The sequence below is a fragment of the Arthrobacter sp. AFG7.2 genome (genome assembly GCF_002892835.1).
In the GTDB taxonomy this organism is placed as follows: Bacteria; Actinomycetota; Actinomycetes; order Actinomycetales; family Micrococcaceae; genus Arthrobacter.
In genome coordinates this window covers 200,354-219,831 of record NZ_PJMB01000003.1, presented here as the reverse complement: position 1 = coordinate 219,831, position 19,478 = coordinate 200,354, and the positions used below count along the sequence as shown (strand labels likewise).

Sequence of the window (19,478 nt, the reverse complement as noted above, 5' to 3'; positions counted from 1 at the left end):
TTCCTTCCATGTGGCCGAGGCCGTGGAGCGGACTCGGGCGGCCGGTTCAACCTTCCCATTTGACCATGGACCGGGTGCAGGGTGGAGGTCTTCTTTGTCCGGAAAATCTGCAGGAACCTGTCCGGGAAAACTGCAGGAACACCAGGAAGCGTATTGCGTCGAGTGCTTCCCCTGCCCGGTTTACCGAGGCGGCAAAACGACTGATCCTAATGTGGCGAGGGGACGGCCGTCCGCAGGGCCAGTGCAACGGCACCGAGCACCTCCGCACGCCCCTGCAATTCGCTAAACCCCGACATGAGACGAAAGGCTGTGCCCCGGATGCCCGGGGCACAGCCTTTTTTGGTAAATAGCTGCCTAGTGCGCTGCACCCAGCTCGATCAGCAGGACGCCGCCAATGATGAGGCCAAGCCCAAGCAACATGACGGGCGTAATGGTTTCCTTGAAGAAGACGCGGCTGGCCAGGGCGGTCAGGGCGACGCCGGCAGCAGCCCAGATGCCGTAGGCAACCCCGAGATTCATACCCTGCTCCAGGGTCAGGGTGAGGAGGGTGAACGCCAGGAAGTACCCGACGCCGACAGGTATGTACCAGCGCCGCTTTCCGGTGGAGGCAACACGCAGCAGCAGGGTGGCGGTCACCTCAGTGAGAATGGCCGCCGCCAGGAACAGCCACATCATGAGCTGACCAATTCCTTGGCGGGTTCTTTCGCTGGCTCGGAGTGTGACCCGAGTTCAACGCACAGCACGCCGCCGATGACCATGGCGACGCCGATCATCATCACCGGGGTCAGTGCCTCACCAAAGAGGATGGCGGCCAGCAGCACGGTGAGCGTCACTCCCAGTGCAGCCCAGATGCCGTAGGCGACTCCGAGGCCCAGGCCCTTGCGGAGGACTCCGGCGAGGAAAGCGAAGGATGCGGAATACCCGAGGACCACCACGATGAAGAAAGCAGGATCATCAAGGGCCGCTTTCAAGGAGAGGGATGCTGTCACCGCGCTCAGGATGGCGCCGGCGAGAAGAATCCACTTCATGTATTTAGTCCTTGATTTCCGTTGGGGCTTGGTCCCCTTGATGCAACGGCATGGGTGCCGCTGGTGTTCCCGGGCTTCCCGCGTTGGACCGGCGGGGAAGCCCGGGCGCTGGCTAGGCCTGGGGTGCCAGTTCCAGTCCAGCTACGGCGGAGCTGCCGAGGTCGCTGCCTTGCAGGGCCTGCTGCGCGGTCAGGGCATTGGTCCAGGCGTCGGTATTCGCTACTGCTGCCCAGTTCGAGTTCAGCAGGGCGAGCAGTGTGGTGTGTACGGTCTTCGCGTCTGCGGAACCTGCCTCGTTGGCGAGGTTGATGGCGCCGGTGGCGTCCGAGAGGACTTCGGTGGTGAAGCCGAGGAACTCTGCCTCCACGGCGGAGGCGAGGACGCAGTTGTTGGTCATGTAGCCCACCAAGGTGACCGTGTCGACGTCGTGCTTCCGCAGCCAGTCAGCAAGGTCCGTACCGGCGTAGACAGAGCCGTACTGCTTGACGATGGACTTCCATTCACCGGTTTTGCGGCGTTCGATTTCGGGGTGCAGCTCGAAGGCGGGTGTGCCGGGTGCAAAGACGGGTGCGCCTTCGCCCGCCGAGTGCTGGATGACGGCAATGGGAATGCCGGCGGACGTGGCGGCGTCAACTGCCTTGGCAATCGCGGGCAGGGACTCCTGGTGCGGCGGGTACTGGATTTCGAGCGGGCCGCTGAAGTACTGCTGCTGCACGTCGATAAGGATGAGGGCGCGGCGGGGGGTGCTCATAGTGTTGTTCTCCCTGGTGGTTCTCGTGGTGCCTTTTTGGCTACTCTTCCAGTCTTCCGGTTCAGGGCCCTGCCCAACAGTGGCACGAAGGCAGATGTACGATGGATTCGGGCCAATGTAGCGGAAGGGGTCACGATGAGGATCGCGGTCTACGCCTTCGACGGCGCGACAATGTTTCACCTTGCCGTCCCGCAGATGGTTTTTGACGAGGTGGCCCGCCAGGGGCTCGCGGACTGGAAGACAGCCCTTTTCTCTGACCAGGAGGGGGAGATCACAACCGCTGAAGGCTACCGGCTGGGTGAGGTCAAAGGGCCCGGGGCCGCGGAGGCGGCGGACGTTGTGGTGGTGCCGTCATGGTTCGACGACGGGCGCGTCTCCGGCGATGCCCTGCGGCAGGTGCTCCAAGGGGCGCACGGGCGCGGGGTGCCCATCCTGGGTTTGTGCCTGGGTGCGATTCCCGTTGCCGACGCCGGATTGCTGGCCGGGCGGCGGGCCGTGACGCACTGGCAGGCATTCGATTCGCTGGCTGCGCGGCACCCCGATGTCCCCCTGGACCAGTCCGTGCTCTACATCGACCACGGCGACGTGCTCACCTCGGCCGGTACCGCTTCCGCCCTGGACGCCTGCCTGCACCTCGTGCGCACCAAGCTCGGAGCGGAGGCCGCGAACCAGGTAGCCCGCAGCCTTGTCATCGCACCGCACCGGGAGGGCGGACAGGCGCAATACATTGAGCGGCCGGTCCCGGAGCGTTCCACGGACGATCCCATCTCCCGGCTGCTTGAGTGGGCCCTGGGCCACCTGGGTGAACCACTGACCATTGACCTGCTCGCGGCGCAGGCACACCTGAGCCGGCGCACTTTTGTCCGGTCCTTCCGGGCGGCAACAGGCACAACGCCGGCCGCCTGGATCCGTGCCCGGCGCCTGGACGCTGCCCGGCGGCTGCTGGAGACCACAGACCTGTCGATAGACCAGATCTCCACCGACTGCGGCTTTGGCAACGCCGTCACCCTCCGGCAGAACTTTGCCGCCGCGTTTGCCACGACTCCCACGGAGTACCGGCGGCGGTTTGATACGCGGGCTGGCTGAACGCCGGAGATGCCCCCGGCGCACAAGCGCCGGGGGCATCTCCTTTGCGTTGGTCAGCTAAGCCTGAAGCCAGGCAGTGGTCGCTCCTGGCAGGGAATCTGCCTCGAGCGGCGCACTGGAGACCAGTACCGTGCCGGCGGGAAGTTCGACGGCTTCCGTACCGAAGTTCGTGACGGAGGTCCAGCCGTTGGGGCGGCGGAAGGCCACCACGTCGGTCCGGCCGGTGTCCAGCCATTCCAGCGTTTCGGCAGTCTGCAGCTTAGACCGCAGGGCCAGCGCCTGGCGGTAGAGGGACAGGGTTGCGTCCTCCTGCGTTTCCTGCACCTCTACTGAGTGAGCGGAAAACCACTCCGGCTGCGGCAAGTGTGCGTCGCCCGTCCCGAAACCGAACGAGCTGCCCGAGGCTGTCCAGGGCAACGGGACACGACAGCCGTCACGGCCGATTTCCACGCCTTTGTTGCGGAAGAACGCCGGGTCCTGCCGTTCTGAGTCAGGAATTTCGCTGCCGACTTCCTGCAGGCCCAGTTCCTCACCCTGGTACAGGTACGCAGAGCCAGGGAGAGCGAACATCAGCAGGGACGCGGCGCGGGCGCGGCGGAGGCCGAGTTCGACGTCGACGTCCTCCTGCTTGCCTCCGGCGAGCAGCCATTGCTTGCCGGCCTCGCCGGCCATAATCCCGCCCTCGGCCGAAGGCCCGGACACGGGGAGCCCGTAGCGGGTTGCGTGCCGGACGACGTCGTGGTTGGAAAACACCCAGGTGGAGGAAGCGCCGGAAGCCTCGGCCTCGGCGAGGTTCTTGGTGATGATCTTCCGGAACTGGGCGCCGTCGAAGTCGGCTTGCAGCAGGTCGAAATTGAACGCCTGGCCCAGGCCTTCCGGGCTGGCGTAGCGGGCGCGGCGGTCCGAGTGGACCCAGGCCTCGGCGACGGCGGTGCGCGGCGGGTCGTATTCGTTGAAGACTTTGCGCCACTCGGCGTAGATCTCGTGGACTTCGTCCCGGTCCCAGTACGGATGCGCACCGGCAAGATAGAGCGCCTCGCCCTGGGCTTCGAGGTCTGCCTTGGTGGGCAGAGACTCTTCGAGGTTCTTGGTCAGGGCATGGGCGACGTCAATGCGGAAGCCGTCAACTCCCCGGTCGGACCAGAAACGCAGGGTCTTCAGGAAGTCGTCGCGGACCTCGGGGTTGTCCCAGTTAAAGTCGGGCTGTTCTTTGGCGAAGATGTGCATGTACCACTGCCCCGGGGTTCCGTCCGGTTCGGTAATCCGCTCCCAGGCCGGGCCGCCGAACACCGAGTCCCAGTCCGACGGCGGCAGTTCGCCGTTTTCGCCGAGTCCGTCACGGAAGATGTAGCGGTCGCGGGCCGGGGAACCCTTGGGCGAGGCGAGGGCTTCCTGGAACCACTCGTGCCGGTCCGAGGAGTGGTTGGGCACGATGTCCACGATCAGCTTGATGCCGGCGGCGTGCAGGGCGGAAGCCATTCGGTTGAAGTCTTCCAGCGTGCCGAGCCGCGGGTCCACGTTGCGGTAGTCGTCCACGTCATAGCCGCCGTCGGCCAGGGCTGAAGGGTAGAAAGGGCTCAGCCAGACCGCGTCGATTCCAAGCTCTTTCAGGTACGGGACCTTGGCGGTGATGCCGTTGATGTCGCCGATGCCGTCACCGTTGGAGTCAGAGAAGCTGCGGGGGTAGATCTGGTAGACCGAGGCCTGGCGCCACCAGGTGGGGTCGGCCATCTGCGGGTGCTCGGTGCTGGTTGCCTGGGTGGCGATGGAGGGCAAGACGGGTTCCTTTACTTTATTCTTTGGAGTCGGTTTCACGGGCGGGGTCACTTCACGGCGCCCTGGGTCAGGCCTGACATGACCCAGCGCTGGGTGAACAGGTAGACGACGATCGCGGGCGTCATGGCCATGAGGTAGGAGGCGAAGGCCACGTTGTAGCTGTTGCTGAACTGTGTCTGGAAGATCTTCTGCAGTACCGGGATTGTCTGCATTTCCGGGTCGGAGATGATGAGTGAGGGCATCATGAAGTCGTTCCAGGAGGCGATGAAGGCAAAGATGCCGACCGTGGCGCTCATGGGTCCCAGCAGGGGGAAGATGAGCCGCCAAAACACCTGCCACGTGCCGGCGCCGTCGATGCGCATGCTTTCCTCCAGCTCCAGCGGGATGGATCGCAGGAATGCGGTAAAGAGCATCGTGTTGAATGCCAGCGCAAACACGATGTGCAGGATCGCGACGCCGAGCGGGTTGTCCAGTCCCACGAGGCCGGTGAGCTGGATCTGCGGCAGCGCCACCACGGGGAACGGGATGAACATCGCCGCGAGCAGGTAGAAGAAGGACCAGCGGAAGAGGCGGCGGTCCCAGTTGCGGACGATCGCGTACGCTGCCAGTGCCGACACGATAATTTCCCCTGCCACGGCGGTCACGGACACGAACACGGAGATCGCGAAGCCGCGGGGAAAGTTTGTCAGCGTCCATGCCTGGATGAAACTGTCGAAGGTCAGGGGGCTGGGCAGCGAGAAGGCGTTGCCGTCAACCGCCTGGCCGGTGGTTTTGAACGCCATGCTGACGGTGACGTAGAGCGGGACGAGCACGCTGAGCGTGCAGACGAGCAGGACAATGGTGGCGGGCCAGTTGCTGCGCTCCTGGTGGCCACGGACCCGATGGTTCTTCCCTGCTGCCGCGGGTCCTGCCTGGATAGTGCCGGGTGCGCTGCTCATGCCGCGATCCCTCCTTTGCCACGTGTGAAGCGAAGCTGGATAAGTGCGATGACGATGCTGATGAGGAAGAAGATCACGGCGTTGGCCATCTGGTACGCGTAGTCTCCGCCTTCGAAGCCGCGGAAGATCGACATCGCTACGCTTCGTGTGGCGACACCGGGGCCGCCGTCGGTCAGGCCGACGATGATGTCGTAGGCATTGAGGTAGTTCTTGAAGCCAAGGACCATATTGATCACTGCGTACCCGGCCACGAGCGGCAGGGTGATGTGCCGCAGGTTGTGCCAGGGGGATGCTCCGTCGAGGGAGCTTGCCTCGTAGACCTCTGCGGGAACCGTGAGGAGCCCTGCAATGTAGATCAGCATTGCACTCGGAATGGACTGCCACGCGGTGACGACGACGATTGCCAGCCACGCCAGGTCGGGGTTGGCGAGGATGCTCGTCGCCAGCGGTTCGATTCCCATGCTTTGGCCCAGGAGCGGCAGCGAGTTCGAGAACAGGTACTGGAAGACGAACGCGATGACGATCCCCGAGATCACCATGGGGATCACGAATACCGTGCGCAGTGCGGCACGGAAACGGACGCGGGATGTGAGCCCCAGGGCCAGGAGGAAGGCCAGCGCGTTGACGACGATAACGGTCACGAGCGCAAAGGCGAGCGTAAAGCTGTACGCGCTGAGGACTCCTTCGTCCTGGAAGACAGCGATGAAGTTTCGAATGCCTATGAAGTCGAATTCGCCGAAGCCGACGGAGTTCGTGAAGCTGTAGACGAATCCGAGCACGGCGGGCAGCGTGACGGCGAGCGTGAAAATCGCCAGCGCGGGGAACAGGAAGAAGTAGTAGAGCGGATCGAGGCGGCTCTTGCGCGTTTTTGTCGTTGTGGCCGCTGCCGGGCTCGTCACCACCGCCCCAGTGGAAGGCTTAGTCATCGATGACATGAAGGGTCCTCGTTTCGTGCATTAGAACGGAAGTGTGATCACGCGCGGAAGGCCAGGCGGGCCCAGTCGGCGTCCATTCGGCGCAACGTGCTCTCGGCGTCGGCGCCACCGACGATTGACTGGAGGTAGTTGGCGGCGGGAATCGAGTTCGGGATGAACTGTGAGGCGCCCATATAAAAGCGGCCCTCGTCGTAGTACTTCTGCATCTCAACGATTCGGGGGTCTGTCACCGCCGGTGCGTCCTTGGCCGTGCCGAATCCCAGGAACTCGGCGTTGTAGGAGTTCTGGATCTCGGGCTGCATGAGGTACTGAAGGAAGTCGCGGGCACCTTCCCGGGCGTTGGCGAATTCGGGGATCCAGAGCGAAAGGTCGATGTTGACGCGGACCTTCAGATCGTTGGGGTCGCTGGTCATTGGCAGCGGGAAGGTGCCGAGATCCACATCTGTGCCGGCCTTTTCAATCTCTCCGAAGGCCCACGGCCCCTGAAGGTACATTGCCGCCTGCCCCTGGGCCATGGCGGTGTTGCCGTCGCCATAGCCGCGGCTGGATGCATCAGGGTTGATGTAAGTGGTCAGCTGCACCATGCGCTGCACGGGCTCGAGCATCGTTTTCTGGAAGGACACGTCGGAATCCGGTCCCACGTTCTCGCCGATCTCATGCATTGCCTTGTAGAAGTCGCGCACGTTGACCATGCCGCCCACCGTGTAATCGAACAGGCCCTGCGCGATGGTCCAGGGGTCACGGAAGGTGCCGTAGATCGGAGTGATGCCGGCTGCCTTGAGTACCTCACAAACCTTGATCAGTTCTTCCCAGGTTGTCGGGACGGCGAGCTCGTTCTGCTCGAAGATGCGGCGGTTATAGATGACCGAGGCGGCCATGACCGAGTAGGGGATGATGCTCGTGCGGCCCGGGTAGGTGGGGTACCAGTTGGTAAGGTCCAGGACGTCGTCGCGGATGGAAGCTGCTGCCGGGAGATCGGACAGGTCAGAGAGCGCCCCGCGCTCCATGAACCGGGCCATTTCAAGGTTGTAGTTGAGGCAGCCGAGATCCGGCGGGCTGCTGCGCACAAAGCTGGCGGAAAGATTTGTCGCCATATCGTGTAGAACGCGGACCCGGTCCTGGGACCCGGAAAATTGGGCCGCGAGATCGCGGAAGTAGGGCACCGCTTCCGGTTTGGACTGGTGGAACGTGACGGTGGGGCGCGTACCTCCCGGGGCACAACCAGCCAAGCCGAACGCGGTCAATGCGCCCCCGGCAGCAGCAAGGAAAGTGCGTCGGGAGACGTGCGTCCGTATGGACGTCAAAGGTGGCAACATCGGCTCCTAGGGGTCTCACAGAAGATTTATATGGATCTTATATTTAGGTCCTATACGAGGATGGGGGATGGAGGCGATATCGTCAAGGGATGAACGGGACCACGGCGAGATCAACGCAGCTGTTGCGGCAGATCAACTCTGATGCATTGCTGCGCTTCGGTCTTCAGGAGCAAGTGTTCACGGCTGGCGAGGCCATGGCCGTGACGGGGCTGACGCGCGCCACAGTGCTTGGCGTATGCGATGGCCTGGTCGATGCCGGCTGGCTGGAGGAAGTGGATGATGGCCGGGCCGGAGGCCACACGCCCAAGGGACGCCCGGCCCGCCGCTACCAGCTGCGCGAGGCGGCCGGTGTTGTTGTCGGGCTGGACGCGGGGGAAACCTACTTCACCGTCATAGTGGCGGATTTGCGCGGGCGTGAGCTGGGCACGCGCCGCCAGGGCATTGAGTCGCATGCGCTGGGACGCGAGGGCCGTGGTGCGAGCGCCCGGGAGCTGATCCGTCTGACCCTCCAGGACGTCGGCCGCGCCCCGGACGACGTCCTGCTCACGGTGGTCGGCGTCCCCGCGCCAATCGACGCGAACGGCATGTCGCCTGATGGAGAATTCTGGCACCTGATGAATTCCGGCTTTGCGTCGCACCTCCACGGCAGGGTCGTCGTCGAGAATGACGCCAACCTTGCCGCTGTGGCCGAACGCGCCCACGAGCCATCCGCCAACCAGGCAACGTTGTTGACGGGGGAGCGGTTCGGTGCGGGCCTGATTGTCGATGGACGCCTGCTGCGGGGTCCTCGAGGCGGCGCAGGTGAAATGCGGTTCCTCGATACGCTGACGGCCGGCAAGTTCGTGCCTGACGAAGGGGGTGCCGACGGGTTTGGAGCCCTTGCGCGGAAGTGGGCGCGTTCGCGCATTCATTCCTACGAGGGCGAAACCATGCTGCGGCAGATGCCCGAAGGGGAGATCAACGCGGAGGACGTGTTCCAGGCTGCCCGGGAAGGGGATCCGTTTGCAGAGGACATCATCGCCCGGCTCGGCGCCCGGCTGGCGCGGATCGCGGTGGTGCTCTCCAGCCTCCTGGACATTGAGCGCGTCGTCATCGCAGGCGGCATCTCACGGGCCATCGAACCCGTCCTCGAACACGCACGCAGCCTGCTGCCCACCGATACCGGCCTGCCGCTCCCGGAACTCGTTGCCAGCACGTTCGGAGCCCAGGTGGTGGTCAAGGGCGCCATCGAGTCCGCACTGACACAAATCAAGGCCGAACCGCACGCGTTCCTCCCGCGGGCCGCCCGGTCCTGACGCATCCACCTGTTTCAATGCGCACTATCTTCGTCAACTCTGCGCCGTTCAGGGGAACCGTCCGCGCCGGCGCCCACGTGCCGGGCCCGTAACTCCGTCAGCCGTTCCGAGATGCTTTCCGCAGTTCCACTGACAGCAAGTCCTCCGTGCTGGAACCTGGTTCTGCATGCACTGCGAACACGAGCGTCTGCGGGTCCTTGAGCCTGGCTTCCGCCGGGATGGCGTAATCGGTTAGGACGTTGCTGCCGTCTGTTGCGGTGCGCAATGCGTCGGTCAGGGGCGCGCCGTTCAGGGTAAGCCGCTGGCGGCGTCCAGGGGTCTGCCGGACAGCGACCCTGAGGCAGGCTGCTTCGGTGGCGGGATCCTTGAGGGTGTAGGAGAACCACCCTGTTGCGGCCCGCCAGTGCAGTCCGTCCTGTCCACCGGCCTTGGTGCCTTCGCCGGTGAGGAAGTGGTCAGCCTCCGGTTGCTGTTCGCCCCCAGTGACGGCGTCGATGACGGATTCCTTTTCTGCTGCGTCTGCATCCATGGCGGCGAGCCCGGCAGTGCGCAGGGCGGGAGCGGCGCCGGTGGGCCAGTAGACCGTGTAGCGCTCGTCGTGGATCCCTGCGAACGGTTCAAGCCGGACCTGAACGGGAGAACCCTCTTTTGTAGCCGTGAGTTCCGCGGCAAGCTGTTCACGATTGACCAGGACGACGGCGTCTGCCGGGTCGGGCGCGGAGACCACCGGGGTGTTTGCCAGGGCTATCTGGGGGCCGCTGGCGACGTGGCCCATCCTTTCACCGGCTGCATCGAAGCTTTCCAGCCCGGCCTTTCCTTCCCTGGCGGCGAGGACCACGGGTCCGTAGAGGAAAGAGACCCAGGGCGAGCCATCCGGAAGCGCTTCAGCCCGGACTTCGGCGCGGAGCCGGATGGAAACGGTGGTGGTGCCCTCCCAGATGCGCTGGATGGTGACGTGGTTTTCCTGTTCAACGGGCTGCGCAGGGAGGCCTTCACCGGTTTTGGATGCGCGGACTTCCATGTCCGTTGCCCATGCGGGGCGTCGAAGCCGCAAGGTGAACTCGGTGGGGGCGGCCGCGGTGACGGTCAATGTGGCGAGGTCCGAGTGCGGGAAATCCGTATCGAGGTGAACGTGTGTTCCGCGTTCGGTCCAGCCCAGTGTGGAGGGGATGTAGAGGTTGATTCCCAGGCTGTCACCGCTGTGGCTGTACACGAGTTCCCCGTAACCGGCGTGGTTCTCCATTCCGGAGCCCACGCAGCACCACATTGATTCGTGGACGGTGGAGTACACCCGGTAGTGGGACGGGCGCATCGGCGTGAAGTAGGCGAAGCCTCCCCGCTCCGGGTGCTGGGAGGAAAGGATGTGGTTAAACGTGGCCCGCTCGTAAAACTCCAGGGCTGCCGGATCGCCGGTCCGTTCGAAGCGAAGCTTTGCGAGCTTGAGCATGTTGTAGGTGTTGCAGGTTTCCGGCCCCTGGACGTCCAGGACCATGGGAGTGAAGTCCCGCGACGGGTGGAAATGTTCCCGGACGCTGTTGCCGCCGATTGAGACGGTTCGTTGCCGGGTGACAACGTCCCAGAAGTGATCAGACGCGTTGAGGCAACGGAAGTCGCCTGTGGCCTGCGCGTAGCGTTCATAGCCGACAACTTTGGGAATCTGCGTGTTCGCGTGGAGCCCGTCCAGCCGGTCGTCGCCGGCCGCCAGCGGGTCAAGGAGGGCGCGGTGCGAGAATCGTTCGGCCTCGCGCAGGTACTCTTTCCTGCCGGTCACCCGGGCAAGGGAGGTGAAGACGTCGTTCATGCCGCCAAACTCGGTGGTGAGTACCTCCTCGAGCGAGTCGTCATCGATGCGGCGCGATACGTCACACCACCAGTCCGCCAGGCGCAGGAGTACGGCGAGGGCGTTGTCAGAACCCGCATAGGTGTAAGCGTCCAGGAGGCCCGCGAAGGTTTTGTGCAGGTTGTAGAGCGGGACCCATCGCCCGTTGAGCGTGAAGAGATCCGCCTCGATGCGTCCTGCGGCCAGTTCTTCTCCGAGCCGCGCTCCGCGGGGGACGCCGCCCACGTACCCGTTTCCGGCCGCAGCCTGGCACCGGTCCAAAACCTGCACAACGTACTGCACCCGTTCGAGCAGCAGGACGTCTTCGGTGGCAGCGAACAGCCGCGCGCAGGCGCTCAAAAAGTGCCCGTTGATGTGCCCGCCCATGCCGTCGGATTCCCAGTTGCCGTAAGGTTCCGCTGCCGTCGCAAGTCCCGCTTCCTTGAGATAGGGCGCGCAGAGACGGTCGGCGTCGAGCTCAAGAACATAGCGAATATCAACGTCCTGCGCGCTCTTGAAGCGGCCTGGCAGCAGCCGGACCCTGTCCAGGGGAAAGGACGACGGCGGCGGCGCGGTCTCCAGGGAGACGCCGGTGGGGTGCATGGTTGTACTTTCTTGATGCGGTTTGCGGGGAAGGCGCGTGTTTCCCCGTGCTTCTGTAGTTGTGCCTGCAGGCGTTAGGTGGAGTCGCTCTTCAAGGTTCATGTTGGTGGTCAGCGCGGGCCGGCTGTTCAAGTGAAAGCCACCGGAGGGCCTCTGCGCCATTGGTGAAGAAGGCCGTCGGAGTGGCGGACTGCTGGGCAAATCCTGAGATTACCGTGCCCATCGGATGATCGCCGACGAGCGCAACTGTGGAGAATCCACGGTATGTATTCATGCCGGCCCTCGCTTCCGGGGCGAGGCCCGTGACACCGGTGATGTCAACGAGGAGCGGCAGTTGTTGGTTGCCGCTCAGGTCGGCTAGCACGCGGGCGGCCTGTACGGCGATTTCATACGTCACGAACGTCAGGGGTGCCCACTGCAGCCTCAATATTCCGTTGTCCTTTGATGCCGCAAACCGTTCCATGTGTTTCACAGTGCTTTCCTCGTTGCTATGTCGAAACGTCCGGTGGCGGAAACAATCCGCCACCGGACGTTCGTCTTACGCAGGGCTGCCTCTACTTTCGTCCGCAGCCCTGATCCCTATCAGTCGTCACAGCCGAGGGCTAGGCAGCACGCCGCTTCCTGAGAAGCAGCAGGCCAGCAAAGAGGAGGACCAGGGCGAACGGGAGCAGTGAAGCGTCAGCACCCGTCTTGGCCAGGACCCCTGAGCCCTGCGCCTGTGCATTGCCGGCTGAAGCAGCGGTCACGGCGTTGCCGGCCGTACGGTCAGCCGCGTTGGTTGTTTCTACGCTGGTTTGAGCGTTGGTGGTGCCGGTTACCGGGGCCACCACGCTGATGCCAGCTCCCGGGGCAACCGTTCCCGTTCCGCCGCCAGTACCCGTTCCGGGAGCTGCGCCGCCCGTGCCCGGGTTTACAGTTCCCATGCCACCGGTTCCGTCACCGGGCATTTCAGCCCCCGGCGTTTCGGCTCCGGGGGCTTCTGTATCGTTGCCCGAACCGCCGATACCTACGCCCAGATCAACGTCGACATCCACGCCCCCGGTGTTCCCCGGGGCGGTGGTGCCGGTGCCGTTGGTGCCGCCGAGTCCGAGTCCGAGGTCGATGTCTGCTACGACGTCGGTTGTGGGCAAGGTGGTGCCGGTGCCGTTGGTGCCGCCGAGTCCGAGTCCGAGGTCGATGTCGGCGATAACGGCAGCATCTGGGAGAGTGCCATTTGTGCCGGCCACGTTACCCAGGCCGAGGTTGACGTCCGCCGCAACGGCTGCGTCGACAAGGCTGCCGTTGGTTCCCGTCACATCACCTTGGCCGAGGATGACGTCGGCAGCGACGGCTGCGTCGACGAGGCTGCCGGTGTTCTCCGGGCCCGCGACATTGCCAAGATTGACCGCTGCGTCCGCGACGACGGTGGCGTCGGGGACATGCGTGCCGGCGCCGTTGGTGCCCGTCACGTTGCCCAGTCCGAGATCGACGTCAGCCGCCACCGCAGCAGCGACAAGGCTGCCGGTGTTTCCGGTGTTCACGACGTTGCCGAGATTAAGGGCGACATCGGCGGCGACCGCAGCGTCAGCAATGCTGCCGTTGTTGGTGCCGGTTTGGGTGAGGCCGCCCAGACCCAGGTTTACGTCCGCGGCAACTGCGAGGCCGGTTTGGGTGGCATCTGGTGCGGTAGTGGCGTCTGCTGCGTTGGCCGCAGTGCAGCTAAGGGCAAGCAGCCCGCCGGCAAAGAGGGTGCCGAGCAGCCCTCTGCGAAGGTTGGAACTCATGATTGGTTTCTCCTGAAGTAGTTGAGGTTGGGTGCTGGATCAGCAACCCGTTTGCCGTGTCCTGCCACAGAAAGGCAGAAGGCGCTCAACTAGTCAGGGGAGGAACCGGGGTCATAGGACACCGGTGAAGGAGCATGCTCCGAATACTCGCCCAGCGGGCTATCGCCTGCAAGGGGGAATGGAAGATCAAAGACGTCGAGCCACGCTGCTGGACCCGAACCCGCCCCGGATACCGTGCTGCCGCCGTTGCCCGAGGCAGGGGGAGCAGGAGCATGTGCAGGGTAGGGCGACCCGCCGGAGGGGCTAGTCTGCTCGTCCGCTATCGCTATCGGGCTGCCGCCGGATGTGGGGTAGGACGCGAGGTATGAAGCTTTGGGCGTTACGGGAGCGGTGACAATGTTGGCCGGGGCCGGCGCGGTCACTGACCCGCCGGGAACCTCGACCGCCTCCGTTGCCCCGGCAGCATTTTCCGCCGGGGTTGGAGCTGCTCCACCATCACTGACACCCGTATTCCCGGGAACAGCTCCCACATCGGATGTCGCCGGAAGCTGCGGAAGCCCCGGGATCCCGCCGGGCAGGGGTGAATCCCCGCTCACCAGTTCGGTGATGGGTTGAACCACCGGCTCCAGGACGGGGACAACTTCCGTCAGCGGTGTTGCCACCGCTCCTACTGCTCCGGCCACTACATTGTCGGCAACAGCCGCTACGGGCGCAGTGACGGCAGAAACAGTATTTGCCGGCACTACGTGGTGCACCGCAGGTACTGACGCAATGAGATTGTCGACGCCGCCGGCTAAAGGTTGCACTGCGGGCTGCAGTAAGCCGTTAGGGGATGCTGGCGTATCATCCGAAGCATCGGCTTGCGACAGGACCGGCAGTGCTTCGGCCACCGACGATACCGAGGATGTGACAGCGCCAAGCAGCGATGGAGACTCAGGGAGCGTGTCAGCACTGGCTGCAGTCGACGAGACGGTGAGCCACGTAAGGGCGGCTGCTCCTGCCAAGAGGGTCGGCCGCAGCGAACGCCACAGAGAACCAGCTCCAGCCATGCGCACCACCCCCCGGTAATGTCTGCGTCAGATGACCGTCCGGATTATGAAGACGGCGCAAAGACAGTCTACTTATTGTCTTGGCGATGTAAAGGAAACTATTGTTCTTTACTGCCTTGTCATATTTCGGCTAACCCTTGTCCGCCGTCGTCGGACTCAACGTCCCGGAGCATCCCCGGAAACGATCCGGCACGCTCTCATGGAACTTACGGGAACGGAGAGCTTAGCCGCTGCCGCCGGAAAACTTGGTACACGGTTCCGTGAAAGGCCGGGGGTCACGGTGGCCGCAGATCGACTCCTTGCCACCCTGAACGGTGTCAGCAAAGCGGCCTAAGCAATATTCCGGACCGTACGTCCAGCCCCGGTCATCCTGCGGGAGTCTTGTCCTGTTTGCGGGCATAGGCGCGGGTAGCGCGTTGGCGGGCGCCGCACCGTTCGGAGCACCACTGCCGCCTTAAATGGGTCCGAAGCAGGAACCGGTCGCATGGCGTGGATGCACACTGCGTGATGCGGTGCGCATCCGGGCCGGTCAACAATGAAGCCGCGTCCTCGGTGATGGCCGCCATCGCATGATCGACGAGTTGTGTCACTGGATGGTTGGAAACCCGGGCCAGCCCCTCGCCGGGGTGGTAGCTCAGGAGCGCCGCGCTGGGCACCGCTGTCAGGGCACCGTTGATGGCGTCCAGGGACGCAGGATCGGGGGCGACGCCCAAGGTATGCGACTCCAGCAACTGCCGGAGATGCCCTCTAACGTTGGTTAGCTTCAGTTGGCAATATTCCAGCAATCCGGTCCCTTCGGGTACGAGTTCCTGGGCCACCAGCCATGCCGTGGCATTTTCCGGGCTGTCGAGTTCATCGATCCCGTGGCCGCCGGGAAGGGTAACGATGCTGTTGGCCAGCGCCAGGCAGGGATGCTCGCTGGTTCCGGGGGCGGGAGGCAGTGGGACCTTCATGCTTATCACGGTATCACTTGCAGTTTGCCGTGATAGCGGCGTAAGGTAACTATCACGCCAAAGTTTGTCTTTTCCCGTGATTTGAGAGGTTTTTTCATGAGCAGTCCGCACTCTTCCGGCACCGCCCCGTTCGTCCTGTCGGTACTCGACAACGCCATCACCGGGGTTGGCTACTCAGCTCAGGAAACCTTCGACGAGATCATCGCCCTTGCAAAGCTGGCTGACCGTCGCGGCTTCCAGCGGTTCTGGATGTCGGAACACCATGCAATGCCGGGCGCCTCCATACCCGCCCCGCATCTCATGGTGGCCCGGCTTACCGGCGAGACCGAGCGCATCAGGCTCGGAGCGGGCGGCATCATGTTGCCCAACCACGTGCCCCTGGTCATCGCCGAACAGATCGGCATGCTCGACGCGCTGGCCCCTGGCCGGATTGATCTGGGGCTTGGGCGGGCTCCCGGCACGGACGGGGCAACTGCTTCGGCCCTGCGCCGCCACCATGCCGCGAACGACGAGTTTCCCGAACAAATCACGGAACTGCTGGGTTTCCTAAATAGCGACTTCCCGCAGGGCCATCCTTACAGTCACGTGCACGCGGTGCCGGGCCCCTGGCAGGCCGAGCAGAACCGGGTCCCGCAGCCGGAGACAAGCGCTGATATCTGGATTCTGGGATCATCGATCTACTCCGCGCAGGTTGCCGCCAGCTTTGGCCGGCCCTATGCCTTTGCCCTGCAGTTCGGCAGTGCCGATGTGCTCAATGCCCTGCGGATTTATCGCGAGAACTTCCGCCCGTCGCGCTATCTTGACGAACCGTACAGCCTGGTGAGCGTAGGGGCGATTGCAGACGAGGATCCCGCAGAGGCCCGTCGTCAGTCGTCTTCCACCGCTATGGCAATGTTGCGGATGTTCCAGCGCAAGCCCTTTTCACTGCTTCCTCCCGAGGAAGTGGAAGCCTTCCAGGGCACGTACCAGGAGCGGCAGATCATTGAGGAATACACCGACCGGGCGCTTCACGGAACGGCCGCCGAGGTAGCTTCCGGCTTGGAGGAGCTTCACTACCAGACGGGCGTCGATGAGGTGATGCTGGTTGTCCAGGGATATACGCGCCGCGCCCAGGCACGCACGGTGGAACTGATAGCGGATCACTATGGCATGCCCGCCGGGACCAGGCGCCATGAGGCCGACCTCGCGTTGAACGGCGGGCTGTGAAGTAAGAGGCGGTCCTGTCTGCAAGCACCTACTACTACCACCGGGCTGCAGCCATGAAAGAGGACAGATACACCACGCGCAAAATCCGGATCGAACTGGCAACACGGCACAGCAACCACATGTCCCGTGCGATGCCGGAAGCAAATGCAGTTACCTGCTGTTCAGTCGATACAGTGAGCATTCACGCCCCGGATGCTCTCCCTTCGTGACCGTGAAGCTTGGGAAACGGAATTTGTGCTTACCAAAAAGAAAGGCCTTGCCATGCGTGCTGAGGAATTGGCTTTGCCTGGGCTGAGAAGTGTCTGAGTCAGCTCCCAGGCGGGCAACGGTGAGGCGGGCACCGGTTGTCGATGCCTTGCTGCTTGCCGTTGCTGTGGCGTGGGGCTCAACTTACTGGGTCGCCAAGGAACTGGTCAGCCAGGACACCGTACTGGCGGTTCTTGGCGTCAGAATGACACTGACCGCCGCCGCACTCGGCCTGATTCTCGTCTTGATGCGCAAGCGGCTACAGAAGGCGGAGGCAGCGATCGGCTGTCTTCTTGGCCTGCTGCTGTCGACCGTTTTTACCTTTGAAACCTTCGGCATTGCCGCAACCAGTGCCACCAATGCCGGGCTCATTATCAGCCTCACCATCGTAATGACCCCAGTACTGGAAACCGTCGTCGGAAAGCGGAAGCTCAACCGCCTGTTTTACCTGGCCGCGCTGATCGCGGTTGTTGGGGTCTACTTCCTCGCCACGGGCGGTGCCGCGGCCTCCTTCGGATTTGGAGATCTGCTGATCCTGATGGCCGCAGCGGCGCGGGCGGTCCACGTGACAGGGATGCACAGGCTCTCGGCAGGACGCAGCGTTGATTCTCTTAACCTGACCTTCGTGCAAATGGCGACTTGTGCGCTGGTGTTCCTGATCATGTCCAGTCTCTGGGGCAGGCCGGTCTCGTCTTATGCCGCGGGCATGAATTGGTCTGCAGCGCTCCAGATGGCATACCTCGTGATCGTGTGCACCGTTTTCCCGTTCTTTATTCAGATGTGGGCGGTTCGCAAGACTTCCCCGACCAGAGTGAGTCTCCTGCTAGGAACCGAGCCGGTCTGGGCGGCAGTCATCGGCGTTACGCTAGCCGGCGACGTTTTGGGTCCCATTGGAATCTTCGGCGTTGTGCTGGTCCTGGCTGGCACCATGTGGGGGCAGCGCCTGGAACTTAAGGCTCCGCTTGGCGCCCCGGCTGCCACCCATGAACCTGAGGAGATCCGGGCTCCGACTGCATAGTGGATATAGCCCTTAACGGGACAATGGAGCAAAGCAGCCCGACCGGACTTACCGGAGAGGCTGCTTTTCTTCTCCTGGCGGCGCACCTCCTGTAAAGGCACTACCCCCGGCCGTTCCATCTTCATGCCGCAGCGTCCCTTGCTGCCTGTGCCGAGGAGGAAACAGCACCTGACGCTGGATCCAGCTGGCGGGCTATCGTTGGGTGGTTTCCTTTTGGGGGCCGGCGTTGATGACCAGAGCGGTGATCAATGCGGAGAGCGCCAGGAGCACGGCTGCGATGAAAAGCGCTGTGGCATAGCCGCTGGTCAACGCCGCACTGGCCGCCGCGGTTGCTGCGCCGTCCCCTGAACCGCGGGACACGTAGAGCGCCGTTAATGCTCCGGGGAAGCTGGATTCTGTGATGCTTACCGAGATGGTGGAGAGCACCGCAATGCCGAGGGCCACACCGATCTGCTGGGCAGAGTTCAGCAGCGCTGACGCGATGCCGGAGTCCTGGGCTTCAACCCTGTTTACCGCGGTGAGGGTCAGCGGAATGAAACTAAGGGCGAAGCCAAAGGCCAAAGCGAAGGTGCCCGGCAGCAGCGCGAGATAGGTCGTGCCGCTGTTGACGGTGGAAAACCAGAACATCGCGGCGCTCGCAATCAGCATCCCGGTTGTGGAGATGATGCGGGGGGCGAAGCGGACGACGAGTTTGGACGCCACACCAGCGCCCAGCACGATTCCGATGCCGAACGGAAGCCAGGCGAGGCCGGTCTGGATCGGGTTGTAGCCGAGGATGTGCTGCATGAACAGGGTGAGCAGGTAGAAGGCGCCCATCGGGCCGAAGGACACCAGGAGCATCGCTACATAGGAGCCGGAGCGGTTCCGGTCCCGGAACAGACGCAGCGGCAGGAGGGGGTCCTTGCTGCGGGACTGCAGCCCGATGAAGACAGGTATCAGGACAGCTGCCAGGGCGAAGGAGGCCACAGTGAGGGCATCGGTCCAGCCGTGTTCACCGCCGCGGATGATAGCAAAGACGACGGCGGTGAGGCCTCCGGTTCCCGTCAGCGCACCGGCAAGGTCCAGCCGTCCGCGATGCCGCTGGGCGTCAACAAGGATGCGGCTTCCCGCCAGCAGGGCCAGCCCGATGGGCACGTTGATGAAGAATACCCACCTCCAGCCAAGCGTGCCGGTGAGGACTCCGCCCAGCAGTAGACCGACGGTGATGCCCAGCCCTGACATGGCTCCGTAGATGGCAAGGGCTTTGTTGCGGGCTTCGCCGGCAGGGAACGTTGTGGCGATCAGTGCCAGCGCGTTGGGTGCAACCAGGGCCGCGCCGATGCCTTGAAGGGCGCGTCCCGCGATCAGCGCCGGACCGGTCGGCGCCAAGCCTGCCGCCAGTGAGGCAATGGTGAACAGCAGGATGCCGAGCTGGAGAATCCGACGGCGGCCCATCAGGTCCCCGATCCGCCCGCCAAAGATCAACAGCCCGCCGAAGGCGAGGATGTAGGCGTTGATCACCCACGGCAGCGTTGCGGCCGGGATGCCAAGTTCGTTCTGGATGGTCGGCAGGGCGATGTTGGCAATGGAATCATCCAGCACCAGCATCAGCTGGGCGGTCGCAATAACGAGAAGAGCGATGCCCAGGCGGCGTCCCGCAGATTGCCCTAACCCTGTGGCCTCGTGAGCGGCGACTGCCTTTGACATCAGTTCTCCT

The 19,478-nt window shown here is 63.7% G+C and carries 17 protein-coding genes; 4 read left to right on the top strand and 13 right to left on the bottom strand.

Features of this window, described 5'->3' with window-relative positions; translation table 11 throughout:
* Positions 1-354 precede the first annotated feature (354 nt).
* From CXX84_RS07480 to CXX84_RS07470, 3 genes are all read right to left on the bottom strand, one after another.
* Complete coding sequence (locus tag CXX84_RS07480; protein ID WP_102976071.1) at positions 355-675, bottom strand: DMT family transporter; 321 nt, start codon at positions 673-675, stop codon at positions 355-357.
* On the bottom strand, positions 672-1,028 hold the full coding sequence (locus tag CXX84_RS07475; protein WP_102976070.1) for a DMT family transporter: 357 nt from the start codon (positions 1,026-1,028) through the stop codon (positions 672-674). The genes CXX84_RS07480 and CXX84_RS07475 overlap by 4 nt, the downstream gene beginning before the upstream one ends.
* A 112-nt stretch (positions 1,029-1,140) precedes the next feature.
* Entirely contained in the window at positions 1,141-1,779 is a 639-nt protein-coding gene (locus tag CXX84_RS07470; protein WP_102976069.1) for an isochorismatase family protein, read from the bottom strand.
* A gap of 135 nt (positions 1,780-1,914) precedes the next feature.
* On the opposite strand from CXX84_RS07470, the gene CXX84_RS07465 reads away from it, so the two are divergent.
* Positions 1,915-2,865, top strand: coding sequence for a GlxA family transcriptional regulator (locus CXX84_RS07465; RefSeq protein ID WP_102976068.1), 951 nt, complete (start codon positions 1,915-1,917; stop codon positions 2,863-2,865).
* Positions 2,866-2,922: 57 nt separating this feature from the next.
* Here CXX84_RS07465 and CXX84_RS07460 read toward each other — a convergent pair whose 3' ends face one another.
* Genes CXX84_RS07460 through CXX84_RS07445 form a run of 4 tightly spaced genes read right to left on the bottom strand, consistent with a single transcriptional unit; the run spans position 2,923 to position 7,830 of the window.
* Positions 2,923-4,641: an alpha-amylase family glycosyl hydrolase gene (locus CXX84_RS07460; protein WP_102976067.1), complete on the bottom strand. Its 1,719-nt coding sequence runs from the start codon at positions 4,639-4,641 to the stop codon at positions 2,923-2,925.
* Positions 4,642-4,688: 47 nt separating this feature from the next.
* Complete coding sequence (locus CXX84_RS07455) at positions 4,689-5,579, bottom strand: carbohydrate ABC transporter permease (protein ID WP_102976066.1); 891 nt, start codon at positions 5,577-5,579, stop codon at positions 4,689-4,691.
* On the bottom strand, positions 5,576-6,514 hold the full coding sequence (locus tag CXX84_RS07450) for a carbohydrate ABC transporter permease (RefSeq protein WP_149917143.1): 939 nt from the start codon (positions 6,512-6,514) through the stop codon (positions 5,576-5,578). The genes CXX84_RS07455 and CXX84_RS07450 overlap by 4 nt, the downstream gene beginning before the upstream one ends.
* A 38-nt stretch (positions 6,515-6,552) precedes the next feature.
* Positions 6,553-7,830 (bottom strand): ABC transporter substrate-binding protein, encoded by a 1,278-nt coding sequence (locus CXX84_RS07445; RefSeq protein ID WP_189337523.1) that lies wholly within the window; start codon positions 7,828-7,830, stop codon positions 6,553-6,555.
* Between the two features lie 89 nt (positions 7,831-7,919).
* Between CXX84_RS07445 and CXX84_RS07440 the strand changes: the two genes are divergently transcribed.
* Entirely contained in the window at positions 7,920-9,125 is a 1,206-nt protein-coding gene (locus tag CXX84_RS07440) for an ROK family transcriptional regulator (protein ID WP_102976063.1), read from the top strand.
* A gap of 97 nt (positions 9,126-9,222) precedes the next feature.
* Here the strand turns inward: CXX84_RS07440 and CXX84_RS07435 are convergent, their stop codons facing one another.
* From CXX84_RS07435 to CXX84_RS07415, 5 genes are all read right to left on the bottom strand, one after another.
* A complete protein-coding gene (locus tag CXX84_RS07435) occupies positions 9,223-11,547 on the bottom strand; it encodes a beta-L-arabinofuranosidase domain-containing protein (RefSeq protein WP_189337522.1) in 2,325 nt (774 codons plus the stop codon).
* Positions 11,548-11,638: 91 nt separating this feature from the next.
* A complete protein-coding gene (locus tag CXX84_RS07430) occupies positions 11,639-12,019 on the bottom strand; it encodes a hypothetical protein (RefSeq protein ID WP_146031851.1) in 381 nt (126 codons plus the stop codon).
* A gap of 130 nt (positions 12,020-12,149) precedes the next feature.
* A complete protein-coding gene (locus CXX84_RS07425; protein WP_102976060.1) occupies positions 12,150-13,310 on the bottom strand; it encodes a hypothetical protein in 1,161 nt (386 codons plus the stop codon).
* 89 nt (positions 13,311-13,399) lie between these two features.
* Entirely contained in the window at positions 13,400-14,116 is a 717-nt protein-coding gene (locus tag CXX84_RS07420) for a hypothetical protein (RefSeq protein ID WP_146031850.1), read from the bottom strand.
* A gap of 608 nt (positions 14,117-14,724) precedes the next feature.
* Entirely contained in the window at positions 14,725-15,312 is a 588-nt protein-coding gene (locus CXX84_RS07415) for a CGNR zinc finger domain-containing protein (protein ID WP_102976058.1), read from the bottom strand.
* Between the two features lie 96 nt (positions 15,313-15,408).
* Here CXX84_RS07415 and CXX84_RS07410 point away from each other — a divergent pair, with 96 nt between their 5' ends.
* Together CXX84_RS07410 and CXX84_RS07405 are read left to right on the top strand one after the other, a co-directional pair.
* A complete protein-coding gene (locus CXX84_RS07410; RefSeq protein ID WP_102976057.1) occupies positions 15,409-16,518 on the top strand; it encodes an LLM class flavin-dependent oxidoreductase in 1,110 nt (369 codons plus the stop codon).
* Between the two features lie 328 nt (positions 16,519-16,846).
* A complete protein-coding gene (locus CXX84_RS07405) occupies positions 16,847-17,782 on the top strand; it encodes a DMT family transporter (RefSeq protein WP_189337521.1) in 936 nt (311 codons plus the stop codon).
* 192 nt (positions 17,783-17,974) lie between these two features.
* On the opposite strand, the gene CXX84_RS07400 is transcribed toward CXX84_RS07405, so the two are convergent.
* A complete protein-coding gene (locus CXX84_RS07400; RefSeq protein ID WP_102976055.1) occupies positions 17,975-19,468 on the bottom strand; it encodes an MFS transporter in 1,494 nt (497 codons plus the stop codon).
* Between the last annotated feature and the right edge of the window lie 10 nt (positions 19,469-19,478).

Bases quoted from the DNA above. Each gene is read 5' to 3' on its own strand.
- CXX84_RS07445 (WP_189337523.1), bottom strand. From the start codon at position 7,830: ATGTTGCCACCTTTGACGTCCATACGGACGCACGTCTCCCGACGCACT.
- CXX84_RS07455 (WP_102976066.1), bottom strand. From the start codon at position 5,579: ATGAGCAGCGCACCCGGCACTATCCAGGCAGGACCCGCGGCAGCAGGG.
- CXX84_RS07475 (WP_102976070.1), bottom strand. From the start codon at position 1,028: ATGAAGTGGATTCTTCTCGCCGGCGCCATCCTGAGCGCGGTGACAGCA.
- CXX84_RS07435 (WP_189337522.1), bottom strand. From the start codon at position 11,547: ATGCACCCCACCGGCGTCTCCCTGGAGACCGCGCCGCCGCCGTCGTCC.
- CXX84_RS07415 (WP_102976058.1), bottom strand. From the start codon at position 15,312: ATGAAGGTCCCACTGCCTCCCGCCCCCGGAACCAGCGAGCATCCCTGC.
- CXX84_RS07465 (WP_102976068.1), top strand. From the start codon at position 1,915: ATGAGGATCGCGGTCTACGCCTTCGACGGCGCGACAATGTTTCACCTT.
- CXX84_RS07425 (WP_102976060.1), bottom strand. From the start codon at position 13,310: ATGAGTTCCAACCTTCGCAGAGGGCTGCTCGGCACCCTCTTTGCCGGC.
- CXX84_RS07470 (WP_102976069.1), bottom strand. From the start codon at position 1,779: ATGAGCACCCCCCGCCGCGCCCTCATCCTTATCGACGTGCAGCAGCAG.
- CXX84_RS07440 (WP_102976063.1), top strand. From the start codon at position 7,920: ATGAACGGGACCACGGCGAGATCAACGCAGCTGTTGCGGCAGATCAAC.
- CXX84_RS07480 (WP_102976071.1), bottom strand. From the start codon at position 675: ATGATGTGGCTGTTCCTGGCGGCGGCCATTCTCACTGAGGTGACCGCC.
- CXX84_RS07400 (WP_102976055.1), bottom strand. From the start codon at position 19,468: ATGTCAAAGGCAGTCGCCGCTCACGAGGCCACAGGGTTAGGGCAATCT.
- CXX84_RS07450 (WP_149917143.1), bottom strand. From the start codon at position 6,514: ATGTCATCGATGACTAAGCCTTCCACTGGGGCGGTGGTGACGAGCCCG.
- CXX84_RS07410 (WP_102976057.1), top strand. From the start codon at position 15,409: ATGAGCAGTCCGCACTCTTCCGGCACCGCCCCGTTCGTCCTGTCGGTA.